We start from the raw sequence: 13,579 nt of genomic DNA on the forward strand, positions 1-13,579 counted from the left end.
TCATTTTGCAAGCAGCTGCTTGCGAGTCGCTGACGTGAAGCGATCCATTCAAATACACGCTGAGAATGAGCTGGAGGCTGAAGAAATGATGGAGTATACCGTGCAGAAGCTGGGGGCGCTTGCGGGAATCAGCACACGGACCCTGCGGTATTACGATGAGTTTGGCATTCTTAAGCCGGCGAGAATCAACTCCTCGGGATACCGAATCTATGGCCAGGCCGAGGTGGACCGGCTGCAGCAGATTCTTTTTTACCGGGAGCTGGGCCTAAGCCTGGAAGGGATCAAAGAGCTTATAACCGCACCTTCCTTTGACGGCGCCCAGGCCCTGCGTGAGCATCATGAGAAGTTGCTTCAGCGGAGACAGCAATTGGATAGGCTGATCCTGAATGTCGAGCGGACACTGGCACAAACTGAAGGGAGAATAACTATGAGCAATGAAGAGAAATTTGCAGGCTTTAAGCAAAAGCTGATCGACGATAACGAGCAGAAGTATGGGCAGGAAATCCGCGAGAAATATGGCGATGAAGCTGTAGAGAAGTCGAACCGTAAGCTGAGAAATATGACGGAGGAGGAGCACGACAGGGTTCAACTGCTCGAGGCTGAGATGTTCGCCGCACTGGAGCAGGCCATGGAGGACGGTGATCCGGCAAGCGTGCTGGCCCAAAAAGCCGCCGATCTGCACCGCCAATGGCTGACCTTCTACTGGGATACCTATACCAAAGAGGCCCATGCCGGAGTCGCACAAATGTATGTCGATGATGAGCGGTTCACCGCCTACTACGACAAAACCCGGTCCGGCGTGGCCAAGTTTCTGAGGGATGCCGTTCATGTGTATACCGCAACGGAGCAGGAATAGGCTTTTTCTACACGTTTGTGAAAGTCAGAGCGGCAGCGGATATTTCGCTGCCGCTCTATTTTATATCCGTTTCCACCTCTTCCTCCATTACTTTGTAGTACTGAATCTTGTCGGCAATTTTCCCGAGATTATCGCCAAGCTTCCGCATCTGCTCCTGGACCCTGCTCTGGTGGGCTTCCAGCATCAATCGTCTCTCATGGACAGTAGACGGACCCTGGCTGCGCAGATCGGAATAACGCTTCATTTCCCGGATGGGGATATCCAGCTCTCTCAGAATGACCAGAAATTGTACCCAAGATACATCGGCTTCAGAATAGGCACGGTAGCCCTGTTCATTCCGCGCCACTCCCTCAAGCATGCCCACTTTCTCGTAATACCGCAGCGTATGTGCCGACAGTCCCGTCAGGCGGGACATTTCCTGAATCGTAAGTAAGTTCTCCATGGCGGAATCATACCACAAAAAATTAACGGTTGCATTAGAGCGCGCTCTAAGCTGTAACCTGAATTCAGAAGTTAAATACCCTATTAATCGGAGGTTATCTTATGACAACAGAACGTTATGAACGCGGGTGGGAAAAGCTGATGGAAGTGGATGGCAAGGGCGGGACAAATGTAATTCAATCGCTGAAGGACATTTCTCCCGATCTGGGCAGATTTGTGATCGAATTTGCTTTTGGCGATATTTATCCCCGCGAAGGACTGGATTTGCGGCAGCGCCAACTAGTCACCATTTCCTCGCTCACTACGCTTGGCGGCTGCGAGCCTCAGCTCACCGTTCACATCAATGCAGCGCTTAATGTAGGACTTTCTCCTAAAGAAATCGTGGAAGCCATCCTGCACTGTGTGCCTTATACCGGATTTCCGCGTGTGCTGAATGCGACTTTTGTAGCCAAGGAGGTATTTAAGGAGCGGGGAATTATTATGCAAGATCAGCAAAAAGACAGCTCCAGCTGATGGAGCTGCCTGTATTTCCTGATCCCTTGAATGCCCGCAATTCTACAGGCTGCGGTGCAGCAGCTCCAGCACACTGCGCAGCTCGGCTACCGCCACCTGGCCCGGAGCCGAGGGCTTGTGTGCTGCGCCAAAGGTCAGCGCTGAGCCAAAAATTTCTCCGGCCAGGCGGCTGATTACGCCTTCTCCGGCCATGGACATCGTAATGATCGGACGGTCCGCATACTGTTCTCGCATCGTATTCGTGGCAGCCAGCAGCGTCAGCACATCACCCGCATGCTGCGGCATGACAGCGATTTTGGGCAGATCCCCGCCAAGCTCCTGGGCCTTGCGCAGCCGTGTGATCATCTCCTCCTGGGAGGGTGTTCCGTGGAAATCGTGATTCGAGACGATCACGAACACCCCGCAGGCATGCGCAGCCGCAATTAACTCACGAACGATATCATCCCCCTTGAACAGCTCCACATCGATGATATCGACGCAGCCGCTCTCTGCAGCCGCTTGATTGAGCCGGATATAATATTCCTTAGCAATCGCTCGCTCGCCGCCTTCCTCCACACTGCGGAACGTGAAGATCAGTGGAATATCCGGGAGGACGGAGGAGATTTCGGACAAGGTTTCCTGTACTGCGGTGAGATCTTCTATCTCTGCAAAAAAGTCGCTTCGCCATTCCACCAGATCCGGTGCCAGCTGCTTCAGTGCCTCTGCTTCTGCTATTAGCTCAGCTGCCGTAGCTCCAACCAGTGGAACACAGATTTTGGGAATATCCTCACCAAGGGTTACATGTCTAACAGTTACTGTGCCGCTCATTTCCTTCAGCTCCTTATGTATCAGCGTGTAGCTATGATTCATTTACTGTTCAGCAGCATCCTGGAGAAATTGCTCAACCTCCGGCAGCTGCGGCAGCGACGGAATCGCACCCTTCTTGCCTACAGCCAGCGCACCGACAGCATTCGCGAATCTGACCGCTTCGTCAAGCGTCTTTCCTTTGGTAAGCTGCCAGGCCAGGGCTCCGTTAAAAGAATCTCCAGCCGCTACCGTGTCAACAGCTTGTACAGGAAAACCGGGAATATGCAGGCTTCCGGCATTATTCACAATTAGCGCTCCTTTGGGACCGAGGGTCACGATAACGTTCCTGACCCCTTTTTGCAACAAAATACGCGCCGCTTGCTCAGCATCATCAATACTATTCACGGCCATTCCTGCCAGGATGCCCGCTTCCGTCTCGTTGGGTGTCAGGTAGGTAACATGCTGGAGAAATGCATCATCAAGGGCCCGGGCCGGTGCAGGGTTCAGGATTACCGGGATTCCATGCCTGTCGGCTATGGCGGCAGCATGTGCACACATTGAGAGATCCGTCTCCAGCTGCATGACTACCATTTCCGCCTGGCTAATTATCGGCGCAAGTGCTGCAATATCTGCTGGACCCATCTCGATATTCGCCCCAGGCACAACGATAATCCGGTTCTCCCCTTCTCCGTCCACAACGATGGAAGCGATCCCCGTACCGAGTGTTTCACTCTGTCCAATATGCTCGGTATGGATCTGCTCCTGGCGCATGACCTCAAGCAGCTCGCTGCCGAAGGCATCCTTGCCTACTCTGCCGATCATCGTCACCTCTGCGCCAAGACGGGCTGCCGCTGCTGCCTGGTTTGCACCCTTCCCGCCTGGAGACAGGGTAAAGTCCTGTCCGAACAATGTCTCTCCGGCCTCTGGTGCCCGGCTTGTGCGTACCACCATATCCATGTTCAGGCTGCCGATTATCACTATACCCAATCTGTTCACCATCCTAACTTGTTACACTCTATCTTACTCGGGTTTACCCGGTTTTATCAAACCCCATTTCTCTCTGTACTAAGCAGAAAATTTATAGCATGAAACATATAAATTTTTATATTAACAAAAAGACACAGCAGTGACTGCCGTGCCTTCTCCTTAATGCAAGCTAACTTCCTCTTGAACATGTACTGCGGCCTGGGCCTTCTGTAATCTTCTACTCTTCGTAGATGACTACCGATTGGGATTCCGGCTCCCATTTCACAGTAGCTTTCAAGGCTTCACTGACGAAGCGGGCTGGCACAACCGTATTGCCCTTAACGATGGCCGGCGCGACCTGAAGAGTAACAGCCTGACCGTTGACATACGCTGTCTTTTTATCAATAAACAGCTTTACAGTAGTCCCTTCTCGGGTCATGGTAACCGAACGCTCCTTCCCATTCCAGACCACTTCAGCCTGCAAGGCTTCAGCAATAGCTTTGAACGGTACCAATGTGCTTCCGGCTGTAACAATAGGAGCAACGGCAGAGGTAGACTCTTCACCGTTAACGTACAGCTTTACTCCTTTTTTGCCGGTTTGTGCATACAGCTTGCCAAGCTTTTTATACGAGTTCAGATTCTTTACGTTAGCCAGAATAGCTTCTTTCTGGACGTATACCGCATCGGTTACACTGCCTTTTTGGTTCAGAATCTCCGCAAGTGCTGACAACGCGGCATCCTTATCTTTAATGGCTTCTAGCTCAGCCTTCATTTCTGGTGTCAGTTCCGTAGAATACTGGGTCAATAAAAGCTCTGCGATCACGGCCCCTGCCGGCTTGTCCTTCACATTTTCAATAGCATGCAGAAGACCCTTATATCCATTTTGGCCCTTATTTCCATATGTAGCATAGGTAACTGTAGTAACGGACTCTTTATCCTTTTCTTTGGTATTCTCTTTTTCTTTGTCCTTGTCTTTATCCTTGTCTGTTGGCGCTGCTACATTAGCAGGTACCGCAGCTGGAGCTTCTACTATACTTTTACCATTGCCGTTACCCTTACCATTATTGTTGTCGGGTTTGGCCTGTGCAGCTCCTGACACCATACTGATGGCCAGAAAGCAGCTTGCAATAATACTGACTGTTTTTTTCATGTGATCGGTTCCCCCTATGTTGTGATATATATCTTTATTTATTTCGGCTGCCAGCTCTCACTTTATGAGCAGAAATGAATTTTTAGGATAATAAGCTCGGGCCGGAGTTTGCAACGCTACTCCAGTCCTAGCCTGCGGGGCCTACTCCACGGAGCCATCCAAACGTTCAGGGAAAACACTGCTTTAAATCGGGCCATTTCTTTTTTCAAACTTCGGTATGCTTTTTTTCTGCAAATGTGCTAGAATAGGTGTGCAATCGCTTCCAGGAAAGTTTTTTCGCTCATTTGAGCAAACGTTTGCACCTTAGATTAAGCCTGCAGTAACACCAGTTTTCACTCTACTATGTATTTAGGAGGCTTATCAAGTGAACCAGAACCAATTACCGTCAGTAGCTTATTTCAGCATGGAGTACGGACTGCATTCCGACTTCAAAATGTACGCCGGTGGCCTGGGCATATTGGCCGGAGACTACATCAAGGGTGCCAAGGATATTGGCGCTCCGATCATCCCCATAGGGCTGAAATGGAAGCAAGGCTACACGGACCAGAAGATTGACGCGAGCGGCAATCCTTACGACTCCTACCACAATTACGTCTATGATTTCCTTGAGGATACAGGCGTGAAGGTCACCGTTAAGGTCCGCAAGATCGATGTAGTCTGCAAGGTTTGGAAAACCGATCATTTCGGCAACAATCCACTGTATCTGCTCGATACGGATATTCCGGAGAACGGAGATGCCTGGATTACGGGCCAGCTCTACGGCTGGTTTGGGGAAGAACGGATCGCACAGGAGATTGTCCTCGGAATAGGCGGGGTAAAAGCCATGCGCGCACTGGATATTCCGATTGACGTCTACCATTTCAACGAGGGACATGCGGCACTGGCCGCTATCGAACTGATCCGTGAAAAAATGTCCGGTGGCAGCACCTTTGAAGAAGCCTGGAAAGCTACCCGGGAAGAGGTTGTGTTCACTACACATACACCGATTAAGGAAGGCAATGAGACGCATCCGCTGGATCGTCTGGAGTATATGGGTGCTTTTAACGGCTTGACCCATGACCAAATGGTGCGCATCGGCGGTGATCCGTTCAATATGACCGTAGCCGGACTGCGCCTGTCGCGTATCTCTAACGCTGTGGCTCAGCTACATGCCGATACCGCAAATAAAATGTGGAAGGAAGTCGCCGGCCGTTCGGAGATCATCGGCATTACCAATGCTATTCATACCCCAACCTGGGTCGATGAACGAATGACCAGGGCCTTTGAAGAAGACGGCGATCTGTGGGCCGCACATAAGGAGATCAAAGGCGAGCTAATCGGCTTTATTGAAGAACGTTCCGGCATCTCGTTGAATGCGGACAATCTGCTGATCGGCTTCTCCCGGCGCGCTGCCCCTTACAAACGCAGCGACCTGATTTTTTCCCAGCCGGAGATTATCGAGCCTTACCTGGAGAGTGGCCGCATCCAAATCGTATTCTCCGGCAAAGCCCATCCGCTGGATGACAACGGCAAAAAAATCGTCAGCAACCTCGTGGCCATGATGAAAAAATATCCGAAGAGCGTAGTGTTCCTGGAAAATTACGATATGACGATCGGAGCAATGCTGACGCGCGGTTCCGATATTTGGCTCAACAATCCGCGCCGTCCGCTGGAAGCCAGCGGCACCTCCGGTATGAAAGCTGCCATGAACGGTGTCCTGAACTGTTCCATCCTTGACGGCTGGTGGCCGGAGGCCTGTATTGACGGCGAGAATGGCTGGCAGATCGGAGACGGCTTCGAGACGACTGATTTCGCTGTGCTTGACCAGCATGACAGCGATGCCCTCTACGACACACTCCTGAACCGTGTCCTCCCAACCTTCTATGAGGATAAGGAGAAGTGGGTACAGATGATGCGCAAGAGCATTGAAACCACCCGTACCGAATTCGCGAGCAAACGGATGCTGGAGGAATATTACAACCGGATGTATATCAAAGGTTAACTGTTTACAACAATGTCCCGCCTCCAGCTTCTATGCTGCAGGCGGGATTTTTACATGCTGCCGCTTGCGGTGGACACTCTGTTGCGGCCGCTCGTTTTCGCTACATATAACCCCTGATCTGCGAGTTCCATTAGAAGCGCAATCTCCCCCGGATTCGTCGCTTCACCTGCGGCGGCGCCTATGCTCACTGTAATATAGGAGCTGACTTCGGAATAGCCGTGGTGAACAGACATCTGCTGAATACGCTTACGGATTCTTTCACTAAGCTCCATCGCCCCGTTCACCCCGGTATCAAAGGCTGCAACCACGAACTCCTCACCCCCCAGCCGGGCTGCAAATTGACGCTCTCCCTCCATTTCCCCATGAATCACCTGAGCCACTTCTTTAATGATCCGATCCCCTTCAGCATGCCCGTAGTTATCGTTGAATGATTTGAAGTAATCAATATCAATGATTAATACAGCAACCATACTGGCCGCTTCCTTGCCCGAGCTTAACAGCTGCTGTATCCTTTGGTCGAAAGCACGGCGGTTCGGAATTTCTGTCAGCGCATCGATAAGCGATAACCTCTGCAGCTCCCCGTTGGCCCGGGCCAGTTCCTGATGTACTTTTTCATTCTGAATGACCTGCTCCTCCAGCTTCCGGTGGCTGTTCCCCAGCAGTATTCCGTTGTAATAATTGCTGCAATAGTTCACATAGAGAATTCTTGACGCCACCCAGGTAAAGAAAAGGAACAAAGTCAGATTGACGTAGTGACCTATCAGTACATTCGAAGACGATTGGAACAAGGGGAGCCCGATATACAGCAATCCTGCCGAGACTCCATACAGGTACAGCACCATCCTGTTGTTGAAATAAAAGATGACCGAAATGCTGACCAGATTAATCACAAAAGCCATCACTTGTCCATATAGCCGCTGATCCGACAACGTCACGACAGAGCCCCAAATCACAAAAGTATACGCATATACGATGAACAGCTTCTCATACAGCCGATACCTGCCCTCCACCCGCTTGGCATCTCTTTCATAGGCTGCAGCTCCCAGCAGAAAAGCTACATTCAGTCCGATCATGAAAACATACATGATAAAATAAAAGCTGAAATGAAAGCTATCGTGTACCTTAGCGAAAGAAGCTGCCAAGTCAGTGACTGCCAAAGCTGATTCAATGCCTATAATAATTTTGGCAAACAGCTTGCCTCTGGAAATATTTTCGTTAAGCGTAAGTATGTGCAGTTCTCTGCGCTCCTCATCCGTCATCGTGAATGGCAGACTAATCAGCCGATCCAGCATGTTGTCTCCCCCTAACTGACCAAACTCCCTGTAATTCCAACAGCCCCATTATCGTTCATTTTTAAGCCTGAGCGCAACAGAAAATGCTAGGTTCTTCAGACTTATTTAAAATAATTATAATTTAGGATTGATATTTTAAATTTATTTGATATTATAGTATTTATACTTATTCTAAATTCAAATCTTAATACGAGGTGGAGATTATTCATGAGCGAGAACCATAACAGACTTACAACGAGCTGGGGAGCACCTGTAGGGGATAACCAGAATTCCATGACTGCCGGTTCCCGTGGACCCACTCTGCTGCAGGATGTACATTTGCTGGAAAAGCTGGCGCATTTCAACCGGGAGCGTGTACCCGAACGTGTGGTTCATGCCAAAGGAGCCGGAGCCCATGGTTATTTTGAAGTCACCCAGGACCTGTCCAAATATACCAAAGCAGCTTTCCTGTCCAAAGTGGGCAAACGCACACCAATGTTCATCCGCTTCTCGACAGTAGCCGGGGAACTGGGGTCTTCCGATACCGTTCGTGATCCGCGCGGCTTCGCCGTGAAATTTTATACCGAAGAAGGCAATTACGATCTGGTCGGCAATAATACACCTGTCTTTTTCATCCGTGACGCAATCAAATTCCCGGACTTTATCCATACCCAGAAACGCCATCCGCAGACCCATCTGAAGAACCCCAATGCCGTCTGGGACTTCTGGTCCCTTTCACCGGAGTCGTTGCATCAAGTTACGATTCTGATGTCCGACCGCGGCATACCGGCTACGCTCCGCCATATGCACGGCTTCGGGAGCCACACATTCAAATGGGTCAATGCCGAGGGTGCAGCAGTATGGGTCAAATACCATTTCAAAACAGAGCAGGGCATAAAGAATCTCGATGTGAATCTGGCCGCGCAAATCGCCGGAGAGAATCCGGATTATCATACAGAGGATTTGTTCAATGCGATTGATAAGGGAGATTTCCCTGCCTGGAGACTGCATGTGCAGATTATGCCTGTAGAAGATGCAGATACGTACCGTTTTGATCCCTTCGATGTAACCAAGGTATGGTCGCAAAAAGATTACCCGCTCATTGAAGTAGGCCGCATGGTATTGGACCGCAACCCCGAGAATTATTTCGCGGAAGTGGAGCAGGCTACATTTTCTCCTGGCTCCTTTGTCCCCGGGATTGAAGCTTCCCCTGATAAAATGCTGCAGGGCCGCCTCTTTGCCTATGGCGATGCCCACCGCTACCGTGTAGGTGCGAATCACAATCAGTTGCCCATTAACCGCCCTATAGCGGAGGTGAACAACAATCAGCGCGACGGCGCAATGATCCATGGCAATAACGGCGGCGGTTCCGTCTACTACGAACCGAACAGCTTCGGTGGAGCGGCAGAATCACCTGCGCACAAGCCGGCAGCTTTTGAAGTCACCGGGCAGGCCGACAGTGTGTCCTATAATCATGACGATCACTACACTCAGCCCGGGGACCTCTACCGTTTGTTGAGTGAAGAAGAACGCGCACGTCTGATCCGCAATATTGTAGGCGCCATGACCCCCGTCGAGAACGAAGAGATCAAGCTCCGCCAGATCGGACACTTTTATAAGGCAGACCCCGAATTGGGTCAGCGCATTGCTGAAGGTTTGGGACTGACTATACCGCAAGGTGAGTAACCTGTCCCCTATTGCACGAATAAGCCTCGGCCGTAAAGGCCGGGGGTTATTTCATTCTGCCCGTCTGCCTATTGATAACCCGGCTCTCATAAGCTTCTTCATACAAACAGCCTGTGCCGCGTAGTTCCTTCAGGAACATCGTAGCACAGGCTCGATTATTTTTTATAGCATAGCCCTCTCCACTTGAGCGTAGTTATATTTCAAATTCTTCCGTTGAATCTGAAAGACCACCATTCTGCACACCACTACTATTGGCTACGGCAAGAATATATACCTTATATTTTTTCCCTTTTGTAATTAAGGCTCCATTAACATCCCTTGTCGCAGTCACTATTGAAGGATTCGTTCCATTAGGAGCGATCGACTTATAGAACGAAGCTTGCACCCCCAAGGCATCCGTCGAACCAAAGCCTTGCTTAGAAGGAACTACCAATACCCGGTATTCTGAGATATTTGTCTCAATGGATGATTTGTTGAAACTTATCAGTATTTTACCATCGTTCACACTATACGTTACATTCGTTACAGAGATGACCGGGATCTTACCCGACAAGGTAATGACAGGCGATTCACCAGACAATGCATTAGAACCCGAATAATTCCCGTTTCCGATTGATAACACATACACTTTATAGTTAATTCCGTCCTTTATCAAAGTGCCACGCACGTCTCTGGTTGACGAGGTCAATACTTGATTAGTAGTAGATCCAGTTGTACTTACGGTTGTATAGTAGGTACTCGATACATTATTCGCATCAGATAAGCTGAAGCTGCTGTAATATGACGCGGGCACTACCATAATCCGATACTGGCTAATATAGGTTTCATCCGTGGCATGAGTAAATGACACCTTCAAATCACGGCCATCACCATAATCGTCAACATCGCTAACACTCAAGTTAGAAACGGCACTCAAGCTGGAAACATTCAACAACATAATATCCGATGAAGCAGACGAAAGTACATTAGCCCCTAAATAAGTCCCGCTTCCGATAGATAACACATACACTTTATAGCTAGTGCCACTCTTTATCAAATTGCCGCGTACATCTCTTGCTGACGAGTTCAATACTTGATTGGTAGTAGATCCTGTTGTGCTTACGGTTGTATAGTACGCACTCGATACATTATTCGCGTCAGATAAGCTGAAGCTGCTGTAATATGACGCAGGCACTACCATAATTCGATACTGGCTAATATTGGTTTCGTCCGTAGCATGAGTAAATGATACCTTCAAATCACGGCCATCATTATAATCGCTAACGTCGCTAACACTCAAGCCAGTGATACCTACGCTTGACAGCGTAAGTGCAGATGAAGCAGAAGACAACACATTATTGGCTGCATTACTGCTATCAATCGCCATGACAAACACTCGATAACTAACCCCTGTTTTAACAAGAGCTCCATCCACATCCCTGGCTCCTGAAGACAAGATCTGGGAGATGTTATAACCCGTCTTGCTAACTTGTGTGGAATCCGAACTGGAGACAGCGTTTGCTTTCGCCAAATTAAAAGTTGAATAATTAGCAGCTTTGATCACAAATATCCGATAAGAACTTACTTTCGTCTCATCTGACAGCTTGTTGAAGCTGACGAATAAATCTCGCCCATCACCGTAGTCGCTGATATCATTTACTTTTACATTGCTTAGTAATTCTGCAGTGTTATTTACTAGTGTAATAGAGGAAGACCCACTAGAAAGCGTACTGGCATTACTTCCTTTGCCAACTGTCATGACATAAGCTATATACGCTTGATTACTCTTAATTAAATCGCCATCAACAGTCCTCGAAGTAGCGGTCAATTTAATCGTAGGATTTGAACCTGTTGCTAATACAGCGGAATAATTAGATGAGGCTATCGTTTGTGCTGATGACAGATTAAGCGTATACCCTGCTTTAGCAATCAGAACTCGGTAATGATCCACTAGTGACTCATCTGCCACTCGGGTGAAGCTAACTTGCAGATCACGGCCGTCACCAAAATCACTTACATCCTGCGCTGTTAAGCTAGTGACCGGACCTGCATTTCCAACGTTCGAGACTGAAGTGGTTATTGTCACAACTTTGGTCTTGGAGTTCCATCCCACTTCTCGACCCATGGCTTCACTTACGAACCGTGTCGGTACCATTGTTCTACCCTTCAAATTTAGACCGGGTACATCGAGACTTACAGTCTGATTGTTAATCGTAGCTATCTTGGAGCCAATCTTCAATATAATCGTCGTATCATCCTTAGTAGCCGTTACTGTTTGTGTCTTCTGATTCCACTTGATGTTGGCATTGAAGGCTTCAAAGATTGCACGTAACGGTACCATCGTCCGCCCATTCACCATTACAGGCGGCTGATCTGTAGACAATGGGACTCCATCAATAATAATACTGATGGGTGTATCCGCCTGAGCTGGGGATTGAAACATCATCGGAAACACTAACAACCCCACTACAATAGAAATCCATAACTTCTTCACAAGCTCATCCTCCTGGATATGCTAAAATCCTCATTTTTTTCTATCTATTTGACGCATCGAAGATGATAAAAGTTTCTCGATTTACGGGTTACAAAAAAATAACCTATTCACTGGCATAAGCTACATCTGTTATGAAAACAAAGATTGAGCTCCCCATAGCGCTCTAAGTAACATCTGCCCATGTGAATGAAGGGGACGAAGAGCCTCCGCTCATTGTCGCTTGTTGCTGTGAAGTATTCCCACTCAAAAAATGCTTTTATCGTACCTGCTCACTTTTGATAAAGCTCCATCCACTGGGTAAGCTGACCCTTCAGCCCATCTCTGGCCGACGCTGGTTCCAGAATTTCTGCATTTGGGCCATATTGCAGAATCCACTTGGTGAATTCCTTCTCATTGTTGACAGTCACTTCAAACAGCAGACTGCCATCCTGTTCATCGCTCATCCATGGATGCACAAAGAGTTCTTCTTCTTTAATATAACGGGCAATTTCAGGATGAAAACGCACCTTGAACTTGATGTTTTTATTGCCACGGTCAATGGACCAGGTATTTTTCAGATACTTTTTAATATTAAAATCGCCTTTATCAAAGCTTTTATCCGTCACCTCCACCTCCTGAAAACGGCTGATACGGAAGGTCCGGATGGCCTCCTTAAGATGGCAGTACCCGATCAGATAAAACCGCTGATCCCGCGGAATCAAGTAATACGGATCAATCACACGCTGTGTAATAGCATTACGCGACTGGGAATGATAGATAGCCCGAATGCTCCGCTGCTCCACAATCGCGCCGATAATCGGCTGCAGAAAGTTCCGGCTTTCTTTGCGGTAAGCAGGTTTACCCATCTGAATAATATCGGCAATATTCTCAAGTATTGCATTGGACTTGGATTTTTCCTTGAGATGTGTGCCCATGACCTTATCATAGGCGGTATGGAAGCCTGGGGGAATCTTATCCTGATTCAGGATTGAAGGTAAAAGAGAAAAGGCCATTGCCTCCTGCTCGGAGAAATCCAGTGGATACAAAAAAAACTTACCCATAAACTTATAGCCAGTACCTCTGCCCTCGTTCGTTACAGGCGCAAAATGGCTTATGATCTCCAAATCCCTGTAGACGGTTCTTATGTTCACATCACATCTGATCGCCAGATCCGCGGCTGTAATCCCTGGACTGGACTGGATAGCGTTGATAATTTTGAAGATCCGAATTACTTTGTCAGTCATCGATGTAGGCTCCTTAATTTCCTGGTATTCATGACATTGTGCTCGCCACCCTAATAATATCAGTTCCCTGCACTTTCTGACTGTCGGCAAAAACACAATACGGTGAAAAGCACAAAAAAACCCTTGCTCCACAAGGGTTCACTCGATTAACAATTAAGCGGGTGATGGGAATCGAACCCACGCTATCAGCTTGGAAGGCTGAAGTTCTACCATTGAACTACACCCGCACAGGT

11 protein-coding genes and 1 tRNA gene are annotated in these 13,579 nt (G+C 48.6%); 4 read left to right on the top strand and 8 right to left on the bottom strand.

Annotation, left to right across the window (positions count from 1 at the left end; translation table 11 throughout):
• Positions 1 to 88 precede the first annotated feature (88 nt).
• The gene (locus ACTJKB_RS17215) at positions 89 to 856 is read left to right on the top strand and encodes a MerR family transcriptional regulator (protein WP_440835632.1); all 768 of its coding nucleotides are present in this window, start codon (positions 89 to 91) and stop codon (positions 854 to 856) included.
• A gap of 55 nt (positions 857 to 911) precedes the next feature.
• Here the strand turns inward: ACTJKB_RS17215 and ACTJKB_RS17220 are convergent, their stop codons facing one another.
• On the bottom strand, positions 912 to 1,298 hold the full coding sequence (locus ACTJKB_RS17220; RefSeq protein WP_440835594.1) for a MerR family transcriptional regulator: 387 nt from the start codon (positions 1,296 to 1,298) through the stop codon (positions 912 to 914).
• A 101-nt stretch (positions 1,299 to 1,399) separates the two neighbouring features.
• On the opposite strand from ACTJKB_RS17220, the gene ACTJKB_RS17225 reads away from it, so the two are divergent.
• Entirely contained in the window at positions 1,400 to 1,810 is a 411-nt protein-coding gene (locus ACTJKB_RS17225; protein WP_440835596.1) for a carboxymuconolactone decarboxylase family protein, read from the top strand.
• Positions 1,811 to 1,852: 42 nt separating this feature from the next.
• On the opposite strand, the gene aroD is transcribed toward ACTJKB_RS17225, so the two are convergent.
• The 3 genes from aroD to ACTJKB_RS17240 form a co-directional block, all read right to left on the bottom strand.
• Positions 1,853 to 2,617 (bottom strand): type I 3-dehydroquinate dehydratase, encoded by a 765-nt coding sequence (gene aroD, locus ACTJKB_RS17230; protein WP_440835633.1) that lies wholly within the window; start codon positions 2,615 to 2,617, stop codon positions 1,853 to 1,855.
• Positions 2,618 to 2,659: 42 nt separating this feature from the next.
• Positions 2,660 to 3,592 carry a ribokinase gene (rbsK, locus tag ACTJKB_RS17235; RefSeq protein WP_440835634.1) on the bottom strand — a complete coding sequence of 311 codons (933 nt, stop codon included), beginning with the start codon at positions 3,590 to 3,592 and terminating at the stop codon, positions 2,660 to 2,662.
• Between the two features lie 208 nt (positions 3,593 to 3,800).
• The gene (locus ACTJKB_RS17240) at positions 3,801 to 4,712 is read right to left on the bottom strand and encodes a copper amine oxidase N-terminal domain-containing protein (protein WP_440835597.1); all 912 of its coding nucleotides are present in this window, start codon (positions 4,710 to 4,712) and stop codon (positions 3,801 to 3,803) included.
• Positions 4,713 to 5,076: 364 nt separating this feature from the next.
• Here ACTJKB_RS17240 and glgP point away from each other — a divergent pair, with 364 nt between their 5' ends.
• Complete coding sequence (gene glgP / locus ACTJKB_RS17245; protein ID WP_440835599.1) at positions 5,077 to 6,693, top strand: alpha-glucan family phosphorylase; 1,617 nt, start codon at positions 5,077 to 5,079, stop codon at positions 6,691 to 6,693.
• Positions 6,694 to 6,743: 50 nt separating this feature from the next.
• On the opposite strand, the gene ACTJKB_RS17250 is transcribed toward glgP, so the two are convergent.
• Positions 6,744 to 7,985: a GGDEF domain-containing protein gene (locus ACTJKB_RS17250; RefSeq protein WP_440835600.1), complete on the bottom strand. Its 1,242-nt coding sequence runs from the start codon at positions 7,983 to 7,985 to the stop codon at positions 6,744 to 6,746.
• A gap of 207 nt (positions 7,986 to 8,192) precedes the next feature.
• On the opposite strand from ACTJKB_RS17250, the gene katA reads away from it, so the two are divergent.
• Positions 8,193 to 9,650: a catalase KatA gene (gene katA / locus ACTJKB_RS17255; RefSeq protein WP_440835601.1), complete on the top strand. Its 1,458-nt coding sequence runs from the start codon at positions 8,193 to 8,195 to the stop codon at positions 9,648 to 9,650.
• A 193-nt stretch (positions 9,651 to 9,843) separates the two neighbouring features.
• Here the strand turns inward: katA and ACTJKB_RS17260 are convergent, their stop codons facing one another.
• The 3 genes from ACTJKB_RS17260 to ACTJKB_RS17270 form a co-directional block, all read right to left on the bottom strand.
• Positions 9,844 to 12,123 carry a copper amine oxidase N-terminal domain-containing protein gene (locus ACTJKB_RS17260; RefSeq protein WP_440835602.1) on the bottom strand — a complete coding sequence of 760 codons (2,280 nt, stop codon included), beginning with the start codon at positions 12,121 to 12,123 and terminating at the stop codon, positions 9,844 to 9,846.
• A gap of 269 nt (positions 12,124 to 12,392) precedes the next feature.
• Positions 12,393 to 13,346, bottom strand: a complete 954-nt coding sequence (locus ACTJKB_RS17265; protein WP_440835603.1) for a helix-turn-helix transcriptional regulator — start codon at positions 13,344 to 13,346, stop codon at positions 12,393 to 12,395.
• A 156-nt stretch (positions 13,347 to 13,502) separates the two neighbouring features.
• Positions 13,503 to 13,573, bottom strand: a tRNA-Gly gene (locus ACTJKB_RS17270).
• Positions 13,574 to 13,579 lie beyond the last annotated feature (6 nt).

It is taken from the genome of Paenibacillus sp. 22594 (assembly GCF_052044425.1).
GTDB lineage: Bacteria > Bacillota > Bacilli > Paenibacillales > Paenibacillaceae > Paenibacillus_AQ.